At 57.3% G+C, this 23559-nt stretch carries 20 protein-coding genes and 3 pseudogenes; 16 read left to right on the top strand and 7 right to left on the bottom strand.

The genetic code is table 11. From position 1 onward, the window contains the following. Positions 1-47: 47 nt before the first annotated feature. The 6 genes from SynA1562_RS07885 to SynA1562_RS07860 all read left to right on the top strand — a co-directional run bounded on the left by SynA1562_RS07885 (position 48) and on the right by SynA1562_RS07860 (position 5783). Positions 48-1697, top strand: a complete 1650-nt coding sequence (locus tag SynA1562_RS07885; protein WP_186493423.1) for an AarF/ABC1/UbiB kinase family protein — start codon at positions 48-50, stop codon at positions 1695-1697. A gap of 71 nt (positions 1698-1768) precedes the next feature. Next, entirely contained in the window at positions 1769-2188 is a 420-nt protein-coding gene (locus tag SynA1562_RS07880) for a hypothetical protein (protein WP_186493422.1), read from the top strand. Between the two features lie 35 nt (positions 2189-2223). Next, positions 2224-2988 (top strand): response regulator transcription factor, encoded by a 765-nt coding sequence (locus SynA1562_RS07875; RefSeq protein WP_186493421.1) that lies wholly within the window; start codon positions 2224-2226, stop codon positions 2986-2988. A gap of 7 nt (positions 2989-2995) precedes the next feature. Then, positions 2996-4126, top strand: a complete 1131-nt coding sequence (locus SynA1562_RS07870; RefSeq protein WP_186493420.1) for a cell wall metabolism sensor histidine kinase WalK — start codon at positions 2996-2998, stop codon at positions 4124-4126. Continuing rightward, entirely contained in the window at positions 4123-4875 is a 753-nt protein-coding gene (locus tag SynA1562_RS07865; RefSeq protein ID WP_186493419.1) for a pseudouridine synthase, read from the top strand. The genes SynA1562_RS07870 and SynA1562_RS07865 overlap by 4 nt, the downstream gene beginning before the upstream one ends. After that, positions 4815-5783, top strand: coding sequence for a RodZ family helix-turn-helix domain-containing protein (locus SynA1562_RS07860; protein ID WP_255445599.1), 969 nt, complete (start codon positions 4815-4817; stop codon positions 5781-5783). Before SynA1562_RS07865 ends, SynA1562_RS07860 begins: the two co-directional genes overlap by 61 nt. Here SynA1562_RS07860 and malQ read toward each other — a convergent pair. Then, a complete protein-coding gene (gene malQ, locus SynA1562_RS07855) occupies positions 5717-7285 on the bottom strand; it encodes a 4-alpha-glucanotransferase (RefSeq protein WP_186493418.1) in 1569 nt (522 codons plus the stop codon). The genes SynA1562_RS07860 and malQ overlap by 67 nt on opposite strands. A gap of 32 nt (positions 7286-7317) precedes the next feature. Then, positions 7318-8346 (bottom strand): NAD(P)-dependent oxidoreductase, encoded by a 1029-nt coding sequence (locus SynA1562_RS07850; RefSeq protein WP_186493417.1) that lies wholly within the window; start codon positions 8344-8346, stop codon positions 7318-7320. Positions 8347-8425: 79 nt separating this feature from the next. On the opposite strand from SynA1562_RS07850, the gene SynA1562_RS07845 reads away from it, so the two are divergent. Next, the gene (locus tag SynA1562_RS07845; RefSeq protein WP_186493416.1) at positions 8426-9358 is read left to right on the top strand and encodes an LCP family protein; all 933 of its coding nucleotides are present in this window, start codon (positions 8426-8428) and stop codon (positions 9356-9358) included. Here the strand turns inward: SynA1562_RS07845 and SynA1562_RS07840 are convergent. Then, positions 9355-9855 (bottom strand): hypothetical protein, encoded by a 501-nt coding sequence (locus tag SynA1562_RS07840; protein ID WP_186493415.1) that lies wholly within the window; start codon positions 9853-9855, stop codon positions 9355-9357. The genes SynA1562_RS07845 and SynA1562_RS07840 overlap by 4 nt on opposite strands. A gap of 56 nt (positions 9856-9911) precedes the next feature. On the opposite strand from SynA1562_RS07840, the gene SynA1562_RS07835 reads away from it, so the two are divergent. The 3 genes and pseudogenes from SynA1562_RS07835 (at position 9912) to SynA1562_RS07825 (ending at position 15055) form a co-directional block, all read left to right on the top strand. Beyond that, complete coding sequence (locus SynA1562_RS07835; RefSeq protein ID WP_186493414.1) at positions 9912-10907, top strand: ribose-phosphate pyrophosphokinase; 996 nt, start codon at positions 9912-9914, stop codon at positions 10905-10907. 2736 nt (positions 10908-13643) lie between these two features. Beyond that, positions 13644-13802: pseudogene (locus SynA1562_RS07830) on the top strand (phosphoribosylpyrophosphate synthetase); the annotation flags it as partial. A gap of 146 nt (positions 13803-13948) precedes the next feature. Next, positions 13949-15055 (top strand): glycoside hydrolase family 10 protein, encoded by a 1107-nt coding sequence (locus SynA1562_RS07825; protein WP_370593281.1) that lies wholly within the window; start codon positions 13949-13951, stop codon positions 15053-15055. Positions 15056-15208: 153 nt separating this feature from the next. On the opposite strand, the pseudogene SynA1562_RS07820 reads toward SynA1562_RS07825, so the two are convergent. Together SynA1562_RS07820 and gmd are read right to left on the bottom strand one after the other, a co-directional pair. After that, a pseudogene (locus tag SynA1562_RS07820) lies at positions 15209-16203 on the bottom strand (GDP-L-fucose synthase family protein). Further along, positions 16200-17287, bottom strand: a pseudogene (gene gmd, locus SynA1562_RS07815) (GDP-mannose 4,6-dehydratase). The pseudogenes SynA1562_RS07820 and gmd overlap by 4 nt, the downstream one beginning before the upstream one ends. Before the next feature lie 897 nt (positions 17288-18184). Here gmd and SynA1562_RS07810 point away from each other — a divergent pair. The 4 genes from SynA1562_RS07810 to SynA1562_RS07795 all read left to right on the top strand — a co-directional run bounded on the left by SynA1562_RS07810 (position 18185) and on the right by SynA1562_RS07795 (position 19928). Next, the gene (locus tag SynA1562_RS07810; RefSeq protein WP_186493412.1) at positions 18185-18919 is read left to right on the top strand and encodes a YdcF family protein; all 735 of its coding nucleotides are present in this window, start codon (positions 18185-18187) and stop codon (positions 18917-18919) included. A 175-nt stretch (positions 18920-19094) separates the two neighbouring features. Next, positions 19095-19286, top strand: a complete 192-nt coding sequence (locus SynA1562_RS07805; RefSeq protein WP_186493411.1) for a hypothetical protein — start codon at positions 19095-19097, stop codon at positions 19284-19286. A 227-nt stretch (positions 19287-19513) separates the two neighbouring features. Further along, positions 19514-19747 (top strand): hypothetical protein, encoded by a 234-nt coding sequence (locus SynA1562_RS07800; RefSeq protein WP_186493410.1) that lies wholly within the window; start codon positions 19514-19516, stop codon positions 19745-19747. 16 nt (positions 19748-19763) lie between these two features. After that, positions 19764-19928, top strand: a complete 165-nt coding sequence (locus SynA1562_RS07795; protein ID WP_186493409.1) for a hypothetical protein — start codon at positions 19764-19766, stop codon at positions 19926-19928. Between the two features lie 14 nt (positions 19929-19942). Here the strand turns inward: SynA1562_RS07795 and SynA1562_RS07790 are convergent, their stop codons facing one another. Beyond that, positions 19943-20737, bottom strand: a complete 795-nt coding sequence (locus tag SynA1562_RS07790; RefSeq protein ID WP_186493408.1) for a metal ABC transporter permease — start codon at positions 20735-20737, stop codon at positions 19943-19945. Next, positions 20730-21419, bottom strand: coding sequence for a metal ABC transporter ATP-binding protein (locus SynA1562_RS07785; protein ID WP_186493407.1), 690 nt, complete (start codon positions 21417-21419; stop codon positions 20730-20732). Before SynA1562_RS07785 ends, SynA1562_RS07790 begins: the two co-directional genes overlap by 8 nt. A gap of 105 nt (positions 21420-21524) precedes the next feature. Between SynA1562_RS07785 and SynA1562_RS07780 the strand changes: the two genes are divergently transcribed. Both SynA1562_RS07780 and SynA1562_RS07775 read left to right on the top strand, forming a co-directional pair. Then, positions 21525-22442: a metal ABC transporter substrate-binding protein gene (locus SynA1562_RS07780; RefSeq protein ID WP_255445598.1), complete on the top strand. Its 918-nt coding sequence runs from the start codon at positions 21525-21527 to the stop codon at positions 22440-22442. A gap of 49 nt (positions 22443-22491) precedes the next feature. Beyond that, the gene (locus SynA1562_RS07775; protein ID WP_186493405.1) at positions 22492-23547 is read left to right on the top strand and encodes a hypothetical protein; all 1056 of its coding nucleotides are present in this window, start codon (positions 22492-22494) and stop codon (positions 23545-23547) included. Positions 23548-23559: the final 12 nt, after the last annotated feature.

The following is a 23559-nucleotide window of genomic DNA, read 5'->3' as shown; positions in this document are numbered from 1 at the left end:
ATCCGCCTGATCTTCTTAAAGTCTCCCTCTCTATTCAGCGCGATGCGATGCGTTACGACCCCGGGCGGGATCTCGGCTGGCTACTGCTGCGTCCCTGGGTCGCCATCCCGCGGCTGATCCATGTGCTGTGGTCCTTGGCGGGGCTGGTGCTGGTGCTGCTCCTGCGTGGAGGCAGCAGTGACCCCGCCGTTCAGCAGGGGCTGGCGCGTCGCATTCTCAACACCCTGACGGGTCTGGGGCCCTGCTTCATCAAGCTGGGACAGGCCCTCTCCACCCGTCCGGATCTGGTGCGTCGGGACTGGCTGGAGGAACTGACGCGCCTGCAGGACGATCTGCCGGCCTTCCCCCATGCCACCGCTCTGGCATGCATCCGTGAGGAACTTGGCGCTCCGGCGGCCGAGTTGTTTGAGGAGTTCCCCGATACGCCGATCGCCGCTGCCAGCCTTGGCCAGGTCTACAAGGCTCGTCTGCAGAGCCAGCACTGGGTTGCAGTCAAAGTGCAGCGCCCCAATCTCACCTTCATCCTGCGGCGGGATCTGGTGTTGATCCGGGCTTTGGGGGTGATGACGGCGCCGCTGCTACCGCTCAACCTGGGTTTCGGACTCGGCGGAATCATTGATGAGTTCGGCCGCAGTCTGTTTGAGGAGATTGATTACGGCCTGGAAGCGGCCAATGCCGAGCGTTTTTCGGCGCTTTTTGCGGAGAACGGTGCGGTCTACATCCCGAAGGTGGAGCGAATGCTCAGCTCCACCCGGGTGTTGACCACCACCTGGATCGACGGCGCCAAGATGCGCGACAGCGAAGAGCTGCGTTCCCAGCGTCTTGACCCAACGGCGTTGATCCGCACGGGCGTGATCTGCGGCCTTCAGCAACTGCTGGAGTTCGGTTACTTCCATGCCGACCCTCACCCCGGCAACCTCTTCGCCTTGCCGGGTCGCACCGGCGATCTCGGCCATGTGGGGTATGTCGACTTCGGAATGATGGATTCCATCAGCGACAGCGATCGGCTCACCCTCACCGGTGCTGTGGTGCATCTGATCAACCGTGATTTCTCTGGGTTGGCCAAGGACTTCCAATCCCTGGGTTTTCTCAGCCCCACGGCCGATCTCACGCCGATCATTCCTGCTCTGGAAGAGGTGCTCGGTGGCAGCCTTGGCGACTCGGTTGGATCGTTCAACTTCAAGGCGATCACCGATCGCTTTTCCGAATTGATGTTCGATTACCCCTTCCGGGTGCCGGCGCGCTTCGCCCTGATCATCCGGGCCGTCGTCAGTCAGGAAGGGCTTGCCTTGCGGCTGGATCCGAACTTCCGGATCATTGCTGTGGCCTATCCCTACGTGGCCCGTCGACTGTTGGCGGGAGACACCAGCGAGATGCGTGAGAAGCTGCTGGAGGTGATCTTTGATGAATCAGGCCGCCTGCGCCTGGATCGGCTGGAGAGTTTGCTGGATGTGGTGGGTCAGGATGCTCCCGCTCCTGGCAAGGAACTGATCCCTGTGGCCGGAGCCGGCCTGCGGCTGCTGCTCAGCCGAGATGGTGCTGACCTGCGCAAGCGTCTGCTGATGACGCTGATCCGTGACGATCGTTTGCACACCGACGACGTGCGTGCCCTGGTCGGCCTGCTCGGACGCACCTTCGGCCCGGGGCGTCTGGCCGGAGGGCTGTTGCAGCGTCTCAATCCATTGGCGGCAGCCTGATCCGGAGATCAAAACTCCAGCGAGATTGTCGAACCCACCGCTAAGGTCTCAGCTCTTTGAGATCGGCGTCGATGCCTGAGGAGATCAGCGCCCAGGAGCTTGAGCAGCTGCTCCAGATGATGACCCTGCCCCAGCCCCCCTACCTGATGGCGGGCATCGGGCTGCTGATGGGTGTGCTCTGCGGCCTCACCTTTGGCCGTCAGGTGCAGAACAAGCTGGATGGCTGGAAACAGGACCGGCTCCCCTTGCTGCCGTTGGGGACTGCGGAGATCAACCTCAGCTACGCCGGCACCCTCATCGGGGTGACGTTGTTCATTGGCTGCTGCCTTCAGATCTTCGGGTTTGCCTCAGGCGCTGCCCTGCTGGTGGCCCTGCTGCTCTCGCTGCTGACCGGTGGAGCCTTGTTTTCTCAGCTCGAGCGCCTGATGCAGCAGGTGGAAGCGGGAAAGTTCAAAGCGGTTGATTTCGACAACTTCGACGAATTCTTCTGAGCCTTTAAGCGAAGCCGTTGTTCTGCTCTGTCGGGATGCGCTTCCGGGCAGAATGGGTCTGTCCCTGCCATTTGGACGTGACAACCCTGTCTGCGTCTGTTTCCACCCGTCGACTTCTCGTCGTGGAGGACGACGACAGCATTCGCGAAACAGTTGGAGAGGCCCTGCGCGCTGAAGGTTTTGAGGTACACACCTGTGCAGATGGCGCCTCAGCCCTCACTCTGATCACACCCGGCAGTTCAGATCCAGTGGATTTGATCGTGCTCGATTTGATGCTTCCGGGTTTGGGGGGGCTTGACCTTTGCCGAGAGCTCCGTCGCCTCAACAACACCACACCGATCCTGGTGATCAGCGCCCGCGACAGTGAGACCGATCGGGTGCTGGGGCTGGAGGTGGGCGCCGACGATTACCTGGTCAAACCCTTTGGCCTGCGGGAGCTGGTGGCCCGCTGCAGGGCTTTGCTGAGGCGGTCCAGTCAATCGGAGACGTCGCCTTCCCAACCGCATTCCTTCACTCACGCCAACCTTTGCCTCTTTCCCAGTGAATGCAGGGTCACCCGGGATGGCATGGACCTCACCCTCTCTCCCAAGGAGTACAAGATCCTCGAGCTGTTCATTCAGAACCCCAAGCGCGTCTGGAGCCGCGACCAGCTGCTGGAGAAAATCTGGGGTGTCGACTTCATCGGCGACACCAAAACCGTGGACGTTCACATCCGCTGGCTGCGGGAAAAGGTGGAGAAGGAGCCCTCATCGCCTCAGTTGATCCGGACGGTTCGCGGCTTCGGGTATCGCTTCGGCTGAGGGAGCTGTGGTGATTTCTGCCGCACTCGGCTTTGCAGCTGGCATCGGGATCACGCTTCTGCTGCAGCGTCGACGCCGTGTTCTGGCGTCCAAACGAACGCCCAGGGAGCGCTCCATCGTCTTGAACGCTCCCCAGCTGCTGGCCTGGATTGATGCGGCCACCCAGGGCTGGATGATCCTGGCCCCGGATCACTCCATCGCCTACATCAACGACCGGGCTGAACGCCTTCTTCATATCCCTTCCAACCGCCTGGTTCGTGGCATGAAGCTCCGGGATGTCCTCGACATTCCTGCCTTGGAGGAGTTGATTTTCAGCAGCCGCTATCAGCTGCGTTCCCAGCGTTGTGAATGGGATCAACAGGGGACTCCGCTCGAGGCCGTTGTTCTGCCGGGCAGCGACGAATGCTGGCTGGTGCTGATCCAGAGCCGTCAGTCCCTCGAAGCCCAGCAACAGCAACAGGAACGCTGGGTGAGTGATGTGGCCCATGAGCTCAAGACCCCCCTCACCGCCCTGATGCTGGTGAGCGATCGGCTGGAGCTGGCCGTCAAGGAGGACGACGCGGCTCTGGTGCAACGGCTGCAGAAGGAACTCCGGCGTCTTCAGCTGCTGGTGGAGGACCTGTTGGAGCTGTCGCGGTTGGAGAACAGCCTGCCTCAGGACGACAGCGAGCATGTGCCCCTAACCCTGGAAGAGCTGGTGGACAGCGCCTGGGGATCGATTGGCCCGATTGCGGAGGAACGGCGGGTGACGCTGCAGCTGGACCGCAGCGAATCCGGCCCCCTACGTGGTGATCAGCGCCGTTTGCACCGTGCGGTGCTCAACCTGCTCGACAATGCCCTGCGCTACTCCCCTGATGAGAGCAGCATCAACGTGTCCGTCCGCCAGAGCGGCGGCTGGTGGTTGCTCAGCATTCGTGACCATGGCCCTGGCTTGAGTGAGGCCGATCTCACGCGCATGTTCCAACGCTTCTATCGGGGGGATCCCTCCCGCACCCGCTCCAATCGCAGCGGCAGTGGCCTGGGACTTGCCATCGTGCAGCAGATCGCTGTCAACCATGGCGGCCGCATCGACGCCCGCAACCATCCTGCCGGGGGAGCCTGCATGGATCTGCTCCTGCCCCGGGAGCCCCTGGGATGACGCGGCAGCGCCTGCAGAAACTGATCGCTGCTGCCGGCCTCTGCTCCAGGCGCCGGGCTGAAGAATGGTTGCAGGCCGGCCGCGTGACGGTGGATGGTCAGGTCGCCCGCGTTGGCGACCAGGCCGATCCGCAGCAGCAGAGGATTCATGTGGATGGTCAGCCGTTGCCGTCCCGTGGAGTGGCACGGGTCCTGCTGATGAACAAGCCGATGGGCGTGATCTGCAGCTGTGATGACCCGCAGGGTCGCCGCACGGTGCTTGACCTGCTGCCTCCGAAGCATCGGGCTGGTCTTCACCCCGTTGGCCGCCTGGACGCCGACAGCCATGGTGCCCTTCTGCTCACCGATCTGGGCGAACTCACCTTGAAACTCACCCACCCGCGTTACAGCCACGCCAAGACCTACCGGGTGTGGGTGCAGGGTGTGCCACCGGAGCCAGTCCTCGATCGCTGGCGTCGGGGTGTGCCCCTGGATGGGCGCTTGACCCGCCCCGCTCGGGTGCGCCGGTTGCGGACTTGGGGTGACCGCTCGCTTCTGGAGATAGAGCTTCGGGAAGGGCGCAACCGACAGATCCGTCGGATGGCGGAAGCTCTTGGCCATCCGGTTCTTGACCTGCAGCGCACGGCGATTGCCGGGTTGCCGCTCGGTGATCTGGCCGAGGGGTGCTGGATCTGGTTGAGCGAGGGAGAATGGAAGCCCCTGCTCGAGCGGGCTGGTTCGATGGATCTGCCCAACAGCCCATGCGACTGAAGCGTCCAGGACTCTGGTGGCGACGTCCCCGCAAGGGTTCCAGCCCTGATGCCGGCACGGTGGAGGCCCAGGAGCAACAGCGCCAGGATCTGGGGCTGATGCTGCGGCGGCGTCGTGAGGAACTGGGCCTCTCGCTTCGTGATCTCGCCAACGAGACCCGCATCACTACCCCTGTGATCGAAGCTCTGGAGCGGGGCTGGCGAGATCGCCTGCCCGAGCGGGCCTATCTCGCCTCGATGCTTCCGCAGATCGAGCGTCGTCTGGCCCTTCCCGGTGGCTGCCTCGAGCCCCTGCTCCCTTCGCCGGTGTTCCGCCGTGGACCCGCCAAAGCGGGACTGGGTCGCTTCACCCTGGGCAACATCGATGTGTTCACCACCTGGCAGGGAACGGTCGTTTATGCGGCGGTGATCGCCTTCAGCCTGCTGGCCATCAACCGCCAACAACAGGATCTGGCCCTGCGCAACAGCCTCAGCCTTGAGCCCGTGCGCGCCGATGTTGAGGCGATCAGCCGTGGTCCGAACCTGGCGGGTTCAGACGAAGGCATCGCCGCCCTGCGTCCCCTGGAACAGGTCCAGCAACGCAAGCCTCAGCAGTGGTTTGAGCTGGTGCGGGACGCCATGTCGCAGTCTCAGGGGGTGCTTGAGGTTGTGGTGGCTGAGCCGAGAGCGCTCAAGCTCTCCAGCGGTGGGGGAGACCGGGTTCAATTCATGGCCAGTGCCGGCAGGTTGACCCTGCAGTTGCAGGCCCCGATTGAGGTCCTTCTGGATCCCCCTGCTGGTGCAGAGGATCAGGTGCTTTGGAACGGAGAGCCTCTGACTGTGGATCAAGAACGGCCGGGGGTTTATCGGGTCAACAAACTGACTGCTCCCGCAAGCGACCGTCCCCAGACGGCTCCCCTGCTTCCATAGCCGCTCAGTGCATTCGCCAGCGCGGCATCAAAGCTTTGAAGCCTCCAGCTCCAGTTGCCTTCGCTGGTGCCGGGAGTGTTGAACCTGGCCCGGTCGTCCAGGTGCATCAGGTCCTGCAGTGGGGCGATCACCAGGCCTGCGGTCGTGGCAAAGGCCATGTCGAGCAGATGCCAGGCTGGAGCTGTGATCTCACCATTCACCCGCGTCGCGATGCGGTCCCGGCTGTCGGCATCCAAAGCGTTCCACCAGCCCAGGGTTGTGGGGTTGTCGTGGGTGCCGGTGTAGACGACCCATCGATGCCCATTGGTGTTTTCCGGCAGATAAGGGTTGTCGCGCTCGCCATCGAACGCGAACTGCAGCACTTTCATGCCAGGCAACCGGAAGGCATCCCGGAGCTCCTCCACATCAGGTGTGATCACGCCGAGATCCTCGGCAATCAAGGGAAGAGCACCACCGGCATCTCTGCGCAGCTTGCGCAGCAGGGCATGGCCTGGAGAGGGCTGCCATTGACCGTTCTCCGCGGTGCTGTCGGAACCGGGGACGGCCCAGAAGGCCGCAAGGGCACGGAAGTGATCCAGGCGCAGCAGATCCACAAACTCTCTCTGCCGCGCAATTCTTCGCCGCCACCATCGGAACCGCGTGATCCGATGCTGTCCCCAGCGGTACACCGGTGAGCCCCACAGCTGTCCGGTTTCCGAGAAGTAATCGGGCGGCACGCCGCTCTGGGTGGTGAGCTGGCCGTTCTCCTTGACGGTGAAGAGCGAAAGGTTGCTCCAGACATCTGCGCTGTCACTGCTCACATAGAAGGGCAGGTCTCCAAACAGCTGGATGCCCAGCTCTGCCGCTTGGCGGCGGATCGCCTGCCACTGGCGATCGAGATGCCACTGGGTCAGTTGTTCCCGCAGCAGCGCGCCGTGGTGTTGCTCAGCCCAGGCCCGCAGGGCCTTGTTGTCATGCCGGGCCAGGGGGAGCGGCCACTCCCACCAGGGTTTGTGGTTTTGATCGTGCAGGACGCGAAAACGGGCGTGGTCATCCAGCCAGGAGTGCTGCTGGTGCGTCCAGCGCTTGAAGTCGGCATGTCGCACTGGATCCTGCTCAGGCCAGGCATCAAGCAGGGCATCGCCGAGGGCAGCGGACCGTTGCCTGGCGAGGCTGAAGTCCACACGCTCCGCTCCCTCCAGCGGTGCATCAGCTCCGGGAGCAGCCCTGAGGGCGTCATCGCTGATGAATCCCTCATTGGCCAGGTCCTGGCCGTCCAGGAACCAGGGGTTCAGCGCATTGCAGGAGGGAGAGCTGTAGGGCGAGCCGGTGGGATCCGGCGGAGCCAGCGGCAGAATCTGCCAGACGCCGATGTCATGGTCGGCCAGCAGCTGAAGCCAACGGCGACAAGGCTCTCCAAAGCTGCCGCAGACGGGACTGCCCGGCAGGGCGGTGGGATGCAGCAGCACCCCAGTGCTGCGCCCAGGTTCAGCCTTGGTCAGGTCAACAGTGGACTGATCCATGGGGGCCTCTTCGTCTCCCAAGGATGGCTGCTTCAGAACAGTGCGGCATCCCCCAGGTCTTGCCCGGCCATGCCCTCCCGGGCCACGCGCTCAAAAAACTGCTCCAGCGTGTCGGTTCCATAGGAGGGCGTGGCATCCGCGTCGTAGCACTGCCTCTGCTCGTCCCAGACGAGCATGGATTCGCTGGCGTAGTAGCGGCCGATCCGACCAAATTCCGCTGTGTCGTTGATGCCTGGGAACACTCGAGCCAGGGCGTCCAGCACGGCGATCGGTGCATCCATCAGGGCAATCGGCACCGACAGCATCCGTTCGGGTTTGTTCAGAGCGCGGAAGAGCATCTCTCCCTGCTCCCGGGCGCTCAGCGCCGGACCCGGCCCCCCAATGGGCAGTACCTGGTTGCGTTTGGACGCGTCATGGATGCAATCCGCCATGAAGCGGGCTAGATCTGCTTCGCTGATCGGCTTGCAGCTGGCCAGGGTTCCGCCTCCGAACATCACGTAGGGGCCGCCCTTGCGGCAGCTTTCCACCTGTCCGCCCAGGCTTTTGAAAAAGGCGGTGGGGCGAACGATGGAGTGGCTCATCTCTTCATCCGCCTGCAACACGGCTTCGAAGGCCAGCTTCGCCTTCTGAAATTCCAGCAGCGGCTTCTGCACACAGATGGCCGAGAGCAGCACGTAGTGGGCCACCCCGGCCGCCCGTCCCTGCGCATACGTGTTGAGGGTGGCTGCGTGGTCAATCGCCCAGGAATCCTTGCGGCCGCCGGTGCGGGATGCCAGGCAACTCACCACCACATTCGTGGGTTGATCGAAGGCCTCGGCGGCGATTGAGGCTGGATCGGTGACATCCCCAAAGCGCACCTCAGCTCCCGGGAAATCGGCGATCACCTCGTCCCTGCTCTGACGACCACCGATGCCGCTGCGCTCGCGGGCGAAGGCGATCACCTGGTAGCCCCGGTCCACCAGTTCCTTCACCACAAAGCGGCCGATGTAGCCCGTGGCTCCGAACACCACCACGCGCACCTGTTCGGGTGGTCGGCTGCGGTAGTCGTGGCGGAGGGACATCGATGACGGCTTCACGGGGCCCAGGCTAGGAACTGGAGATCTGGGCGAAACTAAGCGCCATTGCGGTTCGTCCAGCGAAATGAACTGGTTGTCGCCATCCCGAGTTCGCGGTGCGCTGTGTGTCGGTGCTGCTGTGCTGGGGATTGGTGTGACCGGGTGGTTGATGGCGACCCTCTGGCCAAAACCCGATCGCGTTGCCGCGGGCGCTCCGCTGAGTGCGGATCAACCTGAAACTCTGGCCCCCTTCCCGGAGGTCCCGGTGACGGTGTTGGTGATCGGTGTTGATGCGGATCGGCTGGGTGCCGCCTCCAATCAGGCCGCGCCCAAGGGCCCCCCCAATGCCGATGCACTGCTGTTGCTTCGCATTGCCGCCCAGGAGCCGCTTCAGGTTCTCCAGATCCCCACGGAGCTCGCTGTTCAGCTCCCTGGCGAAGAGAATCCGGGACGCTTGGCTCAGTTGTGGCAACGGGGTGGCGTCAGTCTTCTTGGCGATGCCATCCGCGACATTGTTGGTCTTCAGCAGGGTGATCCCAAGCGGTATGTGGTGATGCCCCGTGCGGCCCTACGCCGCCTGGTGGATGGTCTGGGCGAGGTGGAGGTGGTGTTGAGCGACTCCTACGAACGCCAGGACAAGACGCAGGATTACACCGTCATGCTCCAGGCCGGACGACAGCGTCTTAACGGTGCCCAGGCGGAACAGCTGGTGCGCCATCTGCCCGATCCCAAGGCTGTCCCCCAGCGTCGCCAACGCCAAAACCTCCTTGTTGAGGGTCTGATCGAACAGGTCAAGGCCCCCAGTGGAATCGAAGTGATCCCTGGTTTGGTGAACCAACTGAACACTGAGCTGGAGACCAACCTCAGTCGTTCGGAGCAGCTGAGCCTGGCCGCGGCGATCATCGCCAGCCCCGAACCCGCACGGATCAGCCGGCTGCCCCTGGCCGAGCGGGCTGGTGAGCAGACCTTGCGCCAGATCGACGGCGGCGCCAGCCTTCCCCTCTGGCCCCAGCGTTAAGCGGGGCTGCGGAGTTGCAGCCTCCGGGCGAGGGCGTCGACGCACTCGCTCTGTTCCGGATGCTGTTCATCGGGAATCCAGCCCAGCCAGCTGAGGCCGTCCCGGCGTCGCGCTGGGCCGTTCCAGGGGCCCTGGAGCTGCACCAGTCCGAGCAGCGGCACCTGCAGTTCCCGGCACAGGGCGGCATAGGCGGCGGCTGCGCCAGAGATTGAACCGTCCTGTTCAGCAGTGGTCAGCAGCAGCACCGGCTGACGCCAGTCGGCGAGGGCCTGCAGCCAGCTGGCATCACCCTTCAGGGTCGGCCGGGCTGCGTCGCCGCTGAGCCTCACAAGCCCTGTTGCCGCCGGATTGGTCTGGAGAACCTCAGCCGGTGATGCACCACTGGCCACCGTGGTGAGAGGGCATCGGCAAGCCCGTGCCAGGGCTTCACAGGCCTGGCGCATTTTGAGTTCAGGCAGGGGGCCCGCACCCACCAACAGCGGGAAACCTGTGGACATGGGGGCACTGCTCACCTCTACCATCGGATTACAGCAGAATTCGTTCCGCGGGCGCCGTGACAAGTTTCCTGACAGCAGCCCGTGCCGAACAGGAGCAGATGACCCCGGACAGTCGCCGTTTGCGCCTGTTCAGCGGCACCTCGAACCCTGCTCTGGCCAAGGAGATTTCCGCCTATCTCGGGGTGCCCGATGGTCCTCGCGTCTGCAAGCGTTTTGCTGACGGTGAGCTCTACGTGCAGATCCAGGAGTCGATCCGGGGCTGCGATGTGTTCCTGATCCAGCCCACCTGCGCACCGGTGAACGATCACCTGATGGAGCTGCTGATCATGGTGGATGCCTGCAGACGGGCTTCTGCACGGCAGATCACCGCTGTGGTGCCTTACTACGGCTACGCCCGTGCCGATCGCAAGACCGCTGGTCGTGAATCGATCACCGCCAAGCTCACGGCCAACCTGTTGGTGACGTCGGGCGTTGACCGCGTGCTGGCAATGGACCTGCACTCCGCCCAGATTCAGGGCTATTTCGATATTCCCTGCGATCACATCTACGGCTCTCCCGTGCTGGTGGACTACCTCTCCACCCAGGATCTGGGAGATGTGGTGGTGGTGTCTCCGGATGTGGGGGGCGTAGCCCGGGCCCGGGCTTTCGCGAAGCAGATGAACGATGCCCCGCTGGCGATTATCGACAAGCGCCGCACCGGCCACAACATGGCCGAAAGCCTCACGGTGATTGGTGATGTGGCGGGGCGGACAGCGATCCTGATCGACGACATGATCGACACCGGCGGCACGATCTGCGCAGGTGCACGCTTGCTGAGGGAGCAAGGAGCCAAGCGGGTGCTGGCCTGCGCCACCCACGCCGTCTTCTCTCCCCCCGCCAGCGAACGTCTGTCCGTTGAGGGCCTGTTTGAGCAGGTGGTGGTGACCAACAGCATCCCGATCCCGCAGGACCGGGTCTTCCCTCAGCTGAAGGTGCTCTCCGTGGCCAACATGCTGGGGGAAGCGATCTGGCGCATCCATGAAGAGAGCTCCGTGAGCTCGATGTTCCGCTGATCGAATTGCAGGCTGACTACTGAAATCCCTTTTGATGGGACGACACTTGGAAGAAGCCTGACATCAAAGTCGCACCATGGCTAGACCGCTAAAAGTATTACAACCGTGATCCAACATGACTTTATGCGGCTCATCATCTAAGGCAATGCACTGACTCGCCGCCAGACAAAAAGTATGGGTTTTGGATACGTAGAGTACCCCCATAAGTCGAATAAAATGAGATAAAAGATTCCGGAACGGAGTGATCACTCTTGATGTCTGATGAAGTGGGAATTGAGAGGTTTATCTCATCTAAAGCTGATGGCTCCAAGGATTGAAAAAACGTCAGAACACTGGAGTTGCAAGTCAGCCAGATAGCCGAGCGAGAGCAGCTACGAGGCATTAGGCCGAGAGATTTTGTGATATAGACTGACGATGTAAGAAAGAGCAAGAAAAATGGGCTGGACTAAAGCAACATCCGGTAAGAAGATATTTGTATTGATTAGATATGACCTCTTTGGAGTATTAACAAGCCACAACACAGGTCTTGACTGTATGGATAGTGGCTATGCAGATGGTCGAGTCGGGTTGACATGAGATCGAGATCAACCGAAGCCACTTCAGATCACTCACTAACACCTGCATCAGATCAGGTATGCTTTATGGATTTAAGGGGTGAAATTACTTCTCTTCTTTGAGAATTCTGCTTTCATGCGGCCTTTGTTAAATCTGCTTTGTCAGTAATATTGCCGGAGTTTCCAGTGCAATGAGCATTGGCAAGCCTCTTGCATTATTCAGTGCATGTTTTTTTGACCTAAGTGTAGAAGCTTAGGCTTGCTCTAAGCCAACTCTCAGGCAAATCTTTCGGAGAATTCATGCAAGAAGCGATTGATTTCCATAGGATTTGATCAAAAGTTAACTGCAGATGTCGAGTATAGGCGGATGGGGTATACCTTTTTTGGGATGTATTTCCCTTTCAAGTGGTTTATGGGTAGTGATCATCCTGGGTGGTGTAGAAGCAATTCAAGCTCTCAAATCCCCACAAGAAAGCAAGATAGTTAGGAACATGGATCAGTCACGGCTTCAGCCGTCACCTATTCCACCAGAATTAAAAATAATCCGGGGGCTGCTTAAAGATAAATTTTAGAGCAAAGCACACTGTGACGGTTCGAACCAGCAGCAGCAGGCCGAATGTCTGCACACCCACCACTCCCGCCCGAGGTGATTAATGACTTGGTAGCTTCATCAGTCGTCAACAGCCATATGCCCCGGAGGTACTACATCCGAAGATTCCCTTTGGGATGTTTTTGTCTCACCGTATTAACTCTCGGGAAGGGTGTCGATGCTTACAAACAAAATTACTGCACTCCTTGATGATGAATTCAGTCGTACAAGGATTGATGATTAGAAGCTCTTGGCTAAAGTCTCCAACTAGGTGCTCCATTAGCTCGACATGGCAGTCTTATCGCCCGCAGTCGACACAGTCGTCGACATCCCCATCTGAGATCACTGCGATTGAGTCTTCACCCACTTCCGCAGCAACCTTGTCATCCCAGACGTGATCCAAGCTTGGTATTTTCAAGAGACGACATTAAGCAATGTCTATTGATCAAGCTGCTTTTCTAGCTCAGTTTTTCAGGAAGTGGTCTGATGCAGTTTCCCTTTTGTTATCGGGTTTAACCCGGCTAGCATTCTTGCCAAACTGAAGCATCGCCAGCAGATGCCTATGCCAGGGTCCGCCACTACTTCCATAAGAGATGGAAAAGATACAAGAAATTTCATGCTTTGATGGGTAAAGAGAAAGCCCCTGAGAAGTCCTAGAACTGAAACTAGGCAGACTTAAAAAGTCGAGCCGAAAGATCAACTATCCAATAGATCCGCATCTTAAATCAGTGAGATGGCGAGCTAGCTATGTCGTCCGGATTCACACGGACCAGGCTTGATCAGTAAGGAAAGTGTAAATAAGTTTGGGAACCTCAAGGTAGTCCATCTCTGTTAATGCATGGTCAGATTCTGGGCACCCCCTAAATACGCCAGAAAGTATCGGAGCCGCTCAAAATAAATGTAAATATTAATTGCAAAGCTGGGAGGTTTTTTGCGAGCTGGCTATAAATACAGTGAATTACTAGAATAATGTGAAACAGGTAAAGCAACTAGTCCAATTGCTTTACAAGCCCAATAAATTCAAGCAGGACAATATTTTAGCAGGAAATACACAAAACTGCATAGAGATTGCACGCCACAGTCGCTCGCCGGCGAATGGACAAATAAAGGGATGGGGTATCCCCTTTTTAATATGCCTATCTCTTTCTGCTTTGCTTTGGTTATTAATTTTCAAAACTGGCAGCTTTTTACTGAGAATTAGAGAGTCGAATCATTTTTTTAATTACGATTCCCTTCCAGCCAATCCCTCAGAATCCAATTCCTCGGCCCCCCACTGATTCCGAAGCTCACACTGCTTATTGCACAAGAACACCATCTGATTTGTGTATGTAAAGGGGGACGGACGACCTGGGGGACGCCACCACCATGATGAGCAGATACAGGTTCCACCTGCAGCGGGATCTGTTGTTAGAGCATCCGCAACTGCATCTCGAAGCAATCGCGGGCGTGGCCCCAGTCGCGCTTGGAATCGAAGTTACCCACATACAATCATCCCCTCAGAACCGCATCAATGCAAAAGTGACATCCGAGTAGATGAAGGTTCCACCGCCGCGGTGCCTCTCGTGGTGTTAACCATGTCGTTGCAGGTGTAAATCCGAGGGCCTGTTTGAGCAGTTGGTGGTGACCAACAGTATTTCGATCCCACAGGACCGGGTCTTTCCTCAACTGAAGGTGCTCTCCGTGGCCAACATGATTTGGGCAGCCATCTGGCGCATCCATGAAGAGAGCTCCGTGAGCTCGATGTTCCGCTGATTGTTGGTCTCGGGCCATGGACTGTTGAACGGGCGGGCTTGGATCGGCTTGATCAGCATTGATTCGGGCCATCCTTGAGGCCTGGTGCTTCAACGGCGTTGGTTCTGCGGTGGAAGCCACTGATTGGTGTTGCTCTGGCCAGCCTGATGGCGGGGGCTCCGGCTCCTCTAATGGCCGAACCTCGATTGGATCGGCTGCTACGAAGCCGGAGCACCATGGGGGTGTGGCTGACCAACAGCCCCAGCAAGCTCTATTACGACCGGAAGCGCATCAGCGTTGCGATGCAGCAGCTGCAGGATGCCGGCTTCAATCGCGTGGTGCCCAACGTTTGGAGCCGAGGCACCACCTTTCATCACAGCCGTTTCGCTCCGGTGGAGCCACCGCTGAAGAAGGCTGGGCTCGGTTTTGATCCCATCTGTACCCTGGCCGAGGAAGGTAGGCGCCGCGGCATCAAGGTGATGCCCTGGTTTGAGTACGGCCTGATGGAACCGGCTGATTCAGCGGTTGTTCATAAGAACCCCAGCTGGGTTTTGGCCAAAGCCAATGGCCGGCGTTGGATGGCTATGCATGGCAACTATCGGATGGCTTGGCTCAATCCAGCCCATCCGGAGGTTCGTGCCCGTTTCATCGGTTTGGTGATGGAAACCCTCAAGCGCTGTCCGATGGACGGCCTGCAATTGGACGACCACTTCGCCTGGCCCGTTCAGTTCGGTTATGACCCCACCACCGTGGCGCTCTACCGGCAGGAGACGGGACTGGCGCCTCCTCGGGATCACAGCAATCGACATTGGATGAAATGGCGCCGCAATCAACTCACTTCGCTGCTGCGTGAATTGCGGCAATGTCTCAAGCAGGAAGGCCTCTCCACCCGGATCAGCTTGTCTCCAGGCCCCTTCCGTTCGGCCTACAACCTCTGGCTGCAGGACTGGGAGCTCTGGGCTTTAGGCGGGCTGATTGAAGAGTTGGTGGTGCAGAACTATGCCTATTCAGTTCGTGGATTTGCCAAAGACCTGGATCAGCCGGCTCTGCGCAAAGCCCGCGACTGGGGCATTCCTTCGCAGATTGGTGTGTTGGCGGGATTCGGCAAGCGCACCACCTCGATGGCCGTTCTGGAGCAAAAAGTCCGTCTGGCTCGCCAACGCGGTCATGGTGTGATCTTTTTCTATTGGGAAGGGCTATGGGGATCACATGTCCCTGAGTATGCAAGAAAGAATCGTCGAGAATCTTTCGCCCGAATGGGTTCTTTAAAATAGGCCTTTTGTCTTGATTGCAACTTAATCGTGGAGAATTAAAATTTCATATGAGGACAGAAGGCCATTTTGCGATGGTGTGCTGATGCATTCTTGAACTTGAAGCTGCTCACTGCATTAGAGCGTTCAGGTGGAGCAGGATGGAAGCAGTACAGCTCATCCCCTTAATTGTTCAGTCGCCAGAGCTTCTTTGAAATCCGCGTAAGCACGCTGCAGGCCTTCGGTCAAAGAAATCGATGCCGACCAGCCCATAGCTCGCAGTCGACTGACATCCAGCTGCTTTTTCGGCGTTCCATCTGGCTTACTCGGGTCCCACAGTAAGTTTCCGTTGAAACCCACCACGTCAGCGATCTGCTACGCCAAGGCACGGATCGTGAGGTCTACGCCGGTTCCCACGTTCAAAAAGGCCAGGGGCTGGTTAGCGTCGCTTTTGGGGGCATCTTCCGCTAGGGCGCTCCAATGCTCTAGGGCGAACACAGATGCTTCACCCAGATCATCGGCGTGCAGGAACTCTCGTAGTGGAGTGCCGCTGCCCCAACAGGTCACTGCCGAATCGCCACGGATTTTGGCTTCATGGAAGCGGCGCAGCAGGGCCGGCAACACATGACTTTTTGTTGGGTGGTAATTGTCCCCTGTGCCGTAGAGATTGGTCGGCATCAGGCTGATCGCGTCGAAGCCGTGCTGGCGCAGCAGGGCCTCACACAGCTTGATACCGCTGATTTTGGCGATTGCATACCACTCATTAGTGGGCTCGAGAGCCCCGGTAAGCAGCGCTTCTTCGCGAATCGGCTGGTTTGCGAACTTCGGATAAATGCAGCTGCTGCCTAGGAACAGCAGCCGCCGGGCACCATTGGCCCAGGCCGCCTCGATCACATTGGTTTGGATCTTGAGGTTGTCCAGCAGGAAATCAGCCGGAAAGCTTTTGTTGGCATGAATACCACCAACTCGGGCAGCAGCCAGAACCACCACATTCGGCCGCATCTGCTTCATCCACTGCTCCACGGCAGTTCGATCTAGACAATCCAAGGCATCCCGGCTTGGCGTTAAGAGCGACCCATAACCGCTCTGCTGCAAGGCCCGGGTGACGGCACTGCCCGCCATCCCCCGAGCCCCAAAAATGGCATTCGGTCGGTCACAGAAACCAAGGTCATTCGTGCGTCCCGACAACGTTGAAACCTTCTCGCTTCAGCAGCGCTTCCTTGCGCGCTTCCTCGTGGTCGGCCTCCACCATTTCAGCTACCAACTGCTCGGGCGTGGTGGTGGGTGTCCAACCCAGTTTCTCTCTCGCCCTCGTTGGATCCCCTAGCAGGGTCTCCACCTCAGCGGGACGGAAATAGCGTGGGTCGATCCGCACCACCACGGCACCGCTATCGGCACGACGGCCAACCTCCTCGAGCCCATCGCCTTCCCAGATGATGCCTTTCCAGTCAATCTTCTGTGATGCCAGTTCAATGAAGCGGCGCACACTTTCCTGGCGCCCAGTCGCGATGACGAAATCTTCGGGATGCTCCTGTTGGAGCATCCGCCACTGCATCTCGACGTAATCACGAGCGTGGCCCCAGTCGCGCTTGGCATCGAGGTTGCCCATGTACAAGCAGTCCTCCAGACCCGCATCAATGCGGCAGAGGCCCCGGGTGATTTTGCGGGTGACAAAGGTTTCACCGCGGCGGGGACTCTCGTGATTGAACAGCACGCCGTTGCAGGCATACATCCCGTAGGACTCGCGGTAGTTCACCGTGATCCAGTATCCGAACAACTTGGCGACGCCGTAGGGACTGCGGGGATAGAAGGGTGTCGATTCCTTCTGGGGAATTTCCTGCACCAGGCCGTAAAGCTCACTTTGCTGGCCTGATAGATGCGAGTTTTCTTGGTCAGTCCAAGCATCCTTACCGCCTCAAGGATGCGCAGGGTTCCCAAGGCATCGCTGTTGGCGGTGTACTCCGGGGCCTCAAAACTGACGGCCACATGGCTTTGAGCACCAAGGTTGTAGATTTCTTTGGGCTGCACCTGCTGAATGATGCGGATCAGGTTGGTGCTGTCGGTGAGATCGCCGTAGTGGAGGATCAGCCGTGGATCTGCGGCATGAGGATCTTGATAAAGGTGATCAATTCGCCCGGTGTTGAAGCTGCTGGACCGGCGCTTGATGCCATGCACTTCATACCCCTTTTCCAGCAGAAGTTCGGCCAAATAGCTGCCATCCTGCCCTGTGATCCCTGTAATTAAGGCTCTTTTCACGGCTGTATTACATGTATTGATGGACAGCAATAATTGACCAGTGCCGCTTGAAAGACCAAGATCGTCCTACCCGATGTCGTATAAGCCTACATCTGGGAAACATCGAAGTGGAAGTATCCTAGGTGTGTTTCAATTCAAATAGGATGAATTCCTAGTTTGAAGGGCCTTTCTTTTTTATTGTTTGGTCAAATGTCTATCGCATCAATATATATTCGCCTCTAAAGGGTGAATTTGAGTGAATAAATCTAATGTTGGCTCCTGGTCGCTCCAGGTCTTGAGTTGATGTTTTGTGGTTGACATCAGTATCCTGCGCTCAAGATTTTGCAAGTCCCACCGCAAGAATGTTGCGCCAATTGTATCTGTTGTTGCTCAATTTGCTTGATCTATGATTTAAGCTCATTAATTTTGATTGATCTATGTCTTATTAGGTTGTGTGCCAGCATGAATGCAGATAGTTTGCTGGGGCATTGATTTGTCCAGAAGTCTTGAGAATTGCTTTAGTTGATATAAGTATTTGTACCTCAATTATCAGTCGTATCTGTTGACAAAATCAAGGATTTGGATTGTTATCCCTGTTGGCAATTTTTAGGCAAGGTGCTGTCTTGATGGATTTCCTTGTCCTGAGAATGCAATGTAAGTTAATAAAATAATAAGATTCCACTAGCTTTGTCACTATTCGTGCTAGCCCCCAACACATCTAAAATCGATTCAAAGATTTTTTGGATCTTATATAATTCTACTGTTTTATCCCGAGTCATATAGGCCTAGGACAAGAGAGAGAATTTCATGCTGAAGACTCTCTCGTGTTACTCATGAAAATCGTGTATGAACGGATTTTCATTGTCATATTGAATATAGTTCCCGTTGGGCTTATATTTCAAGTCGTTGCTCTTTCGGTTGTTTCCTTTGATCAATACTCACTGGACCACTTGCGTTGATGAACAGCATGCATATCTCTTTGTCCGAAAAATTATTTTCTTTCTATTGTTTCAACCACTTGGTTCCTCTTTGCTGGTCTTTATAGTATCAATTTGTTTGCTAAGCCTGGTTCTTAAAAGTTATAAATTTTTGACAAGAGTGCTTTTATCCTTCTTGATTGTTCTTCTTGTCAGCCTTCAGTATCAGCCACTGACGACGAGGTATCTTACTAATCTCCTGTCTGCTGATATTCCATCTTCTGCGATTCATGATGGTGTTAATTCGTCAAAAGTTATTGTATTGGTTGGCCGAGGGCAGCAAATTGCCAAGGCAACCACGAAAGTTGCGATTGAAATATTTAATTCTCAAAATATTGACTCTGTTTATATTTCAGGTGATGATCCCAGGACCGCTCTACGTTTAATAGATGGTGGAATTTCTAGTGAATTAGTTTTTGGCGATTCCTGCGCTAAAAACACTTGGGAAAATGCTTTGTATGCTAACACTTGGATTCAAGACAATTACCCTCAGGCTGATGTGATTCTTGTGACAGATATATGGCAGTTGAAACGAGCCAATCAGGCTTTCTTGCGATTTGGTGTTAATACAAGCCCTGTTTTTGCGGTGCCTGATCTGCCAGAGCGTGCAAAAAACTTCCTTGCTAAAAGAGAGTTTCTTGCTTTGATGTACTATTATGTGACCGGCCGATACTGATTTATTAATAGCGGCTGTTTTTTGTCTTGCGCCAATTTCTTAATATTGATATCCTCTGAAGTCCTTGGGGCAAGCATGTGGCGGAGCGGTATCGAGATCCTCGTCGCGCAGCATTTACCAGGCTTGGATCTGATTGATCAGCAGACCTGGCTCGACACGATCGTTATTGAGTTGCATGAAACAGTTCACCGAAACCAGTTCCGACCCCTATGACCGTCACCACTACCGCGTCTGGTTGCGTGATGGGTCGTTCAAGGATGTCGAGAGCTACGACGAAGCGCAACGCGTTTGGTATTCCAGCAAGACAAGGCCAAAGACGATTGAAGTGATGCAATCGAAGCGACGCGGCAGTGCCAAAGGTTTTTAGGGATTTTGATGAACTTGATCGTGATCAATCGAGTTTTGGATCGCCTGAGCTAACAGCAGTGAGCTTCCTTGTCTGAAAGGCCCACGTCAAGAGTTCACTCTCGCTAATATAATGAATCTGCAGTTTCTGTATCAACTCTGCTGACGTATGATTGGTGTTTTCAACATTGATTCATTCGGAACGGTAATTCAATGTTCGTGGCTGAGAAGTTGTGAGATTTTTGAGTGATGAATCAGTTTGAACTCAATCAGATCCGTTCCAAGCTTCGACGGCTCGATCTCGACGATCAGTTCATCGAGCGGTATCTCGAAAAGCTGATCAGGAACAAAGAACCGTTTGTTACGGCATCGAAGACCATTGATCGTTGGGAAAAAAAAGACTCAGGCCAATTTGTGCTTCAAGCCCTCGCCTGTGGTTTGATTGCAGCCCTGGCTGGCGGTTGGTTCGCCGTTGTTCAGTAGCGGGGTGAATGGAGCCATGAACGATGCAAGCTTGATCGCCCTGTTCAGCGTGGGGATGGCCTCAACGCTGACTGTGTTGTTCCTGGCCTTTCGGCGCACCTTCCGCCTGGAGCAGGAACGCATATTGATGCGGAGAATGCGGCGCCGCCTTGATCGGATGTTCCTGAAGCAAAAGCCATAAAGAAGGCTTTCCTATCACTGTTGCTCTGCGGTGTTAGCCCTGTAGGTGAACAGAAGTGCCAAGCACAGTGTTCCGATCAGTGGGCCCGGTGGCAGGTCAACAGCAATCGCCAGCATCATTCCGCCACCACATAGAAGCAGCCCCGTGCTCGCGCTGCGTAGCATGAGTTCCTTCAGGCTTCGGCTGCGCTCCACGTGCATCAGTACCGGAGCGCACAGCAGGCCGATCACCAGAATCACCCCCACGGCTGTGATGGCACTGATCACAACCAGGGCCGTGATCAGGCTGCAGATCAGCCGAATTAAGAGCACCGGTCGCTTGGCGATGGCTGCTCCCTCGGGGTCAATGCCAACAAACACCAGGTCGCGGTAGCCCCACACCAACATCGCCAACAGGGCACTGGCTGAGATGGTTGTTCGCAGCAGATCTGTTGTGGTGGCAGCCAGCAGATCGCCGAACAGAATTGTTTCCAGGTCCACCCGTGCCTCTAGCAGAGGCACCAACAGCACGCCCAGGGCTGTGAAGCCTGCCAGCACAGTGTTCATGGCGCCCTCTACCCGGCCTTTGAAGCGCCGGTTCAAGCGTTCAGCCACCAAGGCTCCAAGCAGTCCACTGATCAGCCCCCCGATGCTTGGGTCGATGCCGATGGCCAGGGCGATCACCAAGCCGGGCAGAACGGAATGGGCCATCAGGTTGGCCAGCAACACCCGGCGTTGGGTGATCAGCAACGCTCCAGTGGCCGGACAGATGGCTCCGATCAACAGCGAGATCGTCAGAGGCAGAAGCCACCAGATGTCGGGTTCAACCACAGCAGTGGCTCCCCATCATGCAAGTCAGGTCGCTCAGTTTTTCTCGGACCGTGTCGGGTGACCCGTTGGCCAGGATCTGGCCGTCCATCACGACCACCTGGTCGTAGCTGTCGAGGGCGCTACCCCAGTCGTGGCTGCTCACCAGCAGTGTCTGACCGGCTTCCGCCTGATCCCGCATCACCTTGAGCAGGTGCTCGCGCGTTGGTGGATCGATGGCGCTGCAGGGTTCGTCCAGCAGCAGGATCTCGGTCTGCTGCATCAACCCTCTGGCCAGCAGGACGCGTTGTTGCTGGCCGCCGGAGAGCTGGTTGAGGCGCCGGTTCCCCATGGTTCCCATGCCGACGCGTTCCAGCAGCTGTTCGCAGTGGTCCGCTGTTGTGGCTTTGCCCTTTTTGGGCTGCCCCAGCTGGACCATGTCACGGGCAGTGATCGGAAACGACCAATCAATGGCGGCCCGCTGGGGCATCAGGCCGATGGGCTTGCTGGTGTTGACCGTTCCTTGGCTGGGTTTCAGTCGGCCTTCCAGCAGGTGCAACAGCGTTGACTTGCCGGCTCCGTTGGGCCCCACCAGCGCCGTCAGTGTTCCCGCTTGCAGTTGCAGGTTGACGCGGTCGACGGTGTTGCGACCTCCGTAGCTGAAGCACAGCTCTGTTGTGCTCAGCACGCACGACGATTGGCTCATCAACTCTTCGGTGGCCGGACTTGGGCCTCTTGATGTTTTGCACACCCCATGTTGGCGAGGGATCAAGTGCTCAGCAAAATGATAATCATTCTCACCAAGGCGTCCATGCGTCCTGTTTTGGCTCGATCGGCTGGGGTCAGCCTGGCTTTGGCCATTGGAGCTGCCCTAGTTCCGGCCCATGCGGCTCAACCTGTGGTGGTGGCCGTCGACGGCACGCTCTGTGATCTCACCAAGACCCTGGCTGCCGGTGCTGCCTCGGTCACGTGCCTGATCCCTCCTGGTGGTGATCCCCATTCCTATCGCTTGAAGCCCAGTGATCGCAGCCAGATCGCCAAGAGTGATCTGGTTTTGCACATCGGTTTTGGGCTGACCCCGTCGGCCAAAAAGCTCAAGTCACCAGGAACGCTGGTGGCCGTCGGTGAAGTCGCTCTTCCGTCCTATGGCGGCAGCGACCCCCATGTCTGGCACGACCCGGCCAATTCCGCAGCAATGGTGCGGGTGATCTCAAGTTCTCTGGCCCCCGTTCTGCCAGCCAGTGATCGTGCTGCCTTGCAGCAACGCACGGCTCGTGCCGTTGCTGTTTTACAGGCTTTGCAGAGCTGGGAAGCCAAGCAGTTCAGTTCTTTGCCCCCGGCCCAGCGGGTTCTGGTGACCGATCACAGGACCTACAGCCATCTCGCCAATCGCTTTGGACTTGTTGAGATTGCGATGTTGGACAGCCACACCACCGGAGGAGTTTTGCGGCCTTCCAGCCTCAAATCAATCACTCAGGAGGTGAAAGCATCCGGTGCCAAAACCATCTTTTCCCCTGCGGCTACTCCCAACAAAACCCTGAGGCGCATCAGCAAGGCCACGGGATTGCCGATCGCGTCCACACCGCTGTATGGGGAGGGCGTTGCTGCTGGTCGAAATGCTGTTTCGACGGCGACCCTCAACGTCTGCACGATCGTCAAGGGCCAGGGCGGGTCCTGTGACACCGCTGGCGCTAATGCCTTGAACACGCAGTGGTCATCGATCCGGTGACGTAACGCCCTTTTCCTCTTCAGTCTTCTTTTTTCTTCCGTCTCGTCTCATGTTCCGTTCACGCCTTGCCCTGCTGGCTCTTCTGTTGAGCCCGTTCGCCTCCATTTCGCCTGCCGAGGCCCATGGCTCCCATGGTGGTGGTGGAGAGTCTCTCGAGGCCGGTGAATTCGATTTCACGCCCATCATCACCATCGAAGGCCATGGTGGATTTGACACCAACCTTGAGGGTGATCCCAAGCACTACGCCATCGATGGCATGTTTGGTGGCGTCTTTGAGTGGGGCCTCGCAAATGGCGGTTCTTTTGCGATCGAAGCTGCCATTGGGCCTGCTTTGGTTTGGGGAGAAGCAGAACACTTTTACGGCAAGGTTCACGTTGATGATCACGACGATGATCATGAAGAAGAACATGACGATCATGATCATGAAGAAGATCATGGCGATCATGATCACGAAGACGATCATGATGATCACGACGAAGATCATGATGAACATGAAGACGATCATGATGATCATGAAGGACATGATCACGGTCATGACCACAGCCACGACACCGACTTCAAGCGCACCGATATCAAGGGCTTTCTTCAGGCCCGTTATGCACCCAATGATCGCTTAAGTTTTGAGCTGTCCTGGAACCCCTATTACGTCACCAAAGACCAGGGTGAGGACATTCAGGGCTTGAAGAATGAGCTTGGCGCCAAGGCGATCTGGGCTTTGGGTGATGGAGATGTGAATTTCGCCCTTGGCGATGGTATCGAGGATCTTGTGAATGGTGTTTATCTGTCAGTTGATCACCGTCAGGGTTGGGAATCCGACGGGATGTATGTGGGCAACTACACCGATCCTCGTGTGGGCCTGGGCTTCACATTTGGTGGTGATGAGATCTCCTTGATGATTGAAGCGGGCCCTCGTTTCTATGTTCCCGGCAGCTACGCAGGATTGGATCCGCGCACAGATTTGGCCGGTGAAATCGAACTTTCGGTTCCCATCGGTGATGCCACGTTGTTCCTGCACTGGCAGCAGACCTACAGCTGGGAAGATGCGCCTGGCTGGGGTGAAGGTTGGCAGCACCATGTCGGCACTGGCGTGACGTTCACCTTCTAGGTTTCAACAATC

Source organism: Synechococcus sp. A15-62, from assembly GCF_014280075.1.
In the GTDB taxonomy this organism is placed as follows: Bacteria; Cyanobacteriota; Cyanobacteriia; order PCC-6307; family Cyanobiaceae; genus Parasynechococcus.
The sequence above is the reverse complement of the archived record's forward strand: the minus strand, read 5'-3'. Positions and strand labels throughout refer to the sequence as shown.

Bases quoted from the DNA above. Each gene is read 5' to 3' on its own strand.
- SynA1562_RS07875 (WP_186493421.1), top strand. From the start codon at position 2,224: ATGCGCTTCCGGGCAGAATGGGTCTGTCCCTGCCATTTGGACGTGACA.
- malQ (WP_186493418.1), bottom strand. From the start codon at position 7,285: ATGGATCAGTCCACTGTTGACCTGACCAAGGCTGAACCTGGGCGCAGC.
- SynA1562_RS07775 (WP_186493405.1), top strand. From the start codon at position 22,492: ATGTTCCGTTCACGCCTTGCCCTGCTGGCTCTTCTGTTGAGCCCGTTC.
- SynA1562_RS07845 (WP_186493416.1), top strand. From the start codon at position 8,426: ATGAACTGGTTGTCGCCATCCCGAGTTCGCGGTGCGCTGTGTGTCGGT.
- SynA1562_RS07785 (WP_186493407.1), bottom strand. From the start codon at position 21,419: ATGAGCCAATCGTCGTGCGTGCTGAGCACAACAGAGCTGTGCTTCAGC.
- SynA1562_RS07865 (WP_186493419.1), top strand. From the start codon at position 4,123: ATGACGCGGCAGCGCCTGCAGAAACTGATCGCTGCTGCCGGCCTCTGC.
- SynA1562_RS07885 (WP_186493423.1), top strand. From the start codon at position 48: ATGCGTTACGACCCCGGGCGGGATCTCGGCTGGCTACTGCTGCGTCCC.
- SynA1562_RS07860 (WP_255445599.1), top strand. From the start codon at position 4,815: ATGGAAGCCCCTGCTCGAGCGGGCTGGTTCGATGGATCTGCCCAACAG.
- SynA1562_RS07780 (WP_255445598.1), top strand. From the start codon at position 21,525: ATGCGTCCTGTTTTGGCTCGATCGGCTGGGGTCAGCCTGGCTTTGGCC.
- SynA1562_RS07840 (WP_186493415.1), bottom strand. From the start codon at position 9,855: ATGTCCACAGGTTTCCCGCTGTTGGTGGGTGCGGGCCCCCTGCCTGAA.
- SynA1562_RS07800 (WP_186493410.1), top strand. From the start codon at position 19,514: ATGAATCAGTTTGAACTCAATCAGATCCGTTCCAAGCTTCGACGGCTC.
- SynA1562_RS07795 (WP_186493409.1), top strand. From the start codon at position 19,764: ATGAACGATGCAAGCTTGATCGCCCTGTTCAGCGTGGGGATGGCCTCA.
- SynA1562_RS07825 (WP_370593281.1), top strand. From the start codon at position 13,949: ATGGCGGGGGCTCCGGCTCCTCTAATGGCCGAACCTCGATTGGATCGG.
- SynA1562_RS07850 (WP_186493417.1), bottom strand. From the start codon at position 8,346: ATGTCCCTCCGCCACGACTACCGCAGCCGACCACCCGAACAGGTGCGC.
- SynA1562_RS07880 (WP_186493422.1), top strand. From the start codon at position 1,769: ATGCCTGAGGAGATCAGCGCCCAGGAGCTTGAGCAGCTGCTCCAGATG.
- SynA1562_RS07805 (WP_186493411.1), top strand. From the start codon at position 19,095: ATGAAACAGTTCACCGAAACCAGTTCCGACCCCTATGACCGTCACCAC.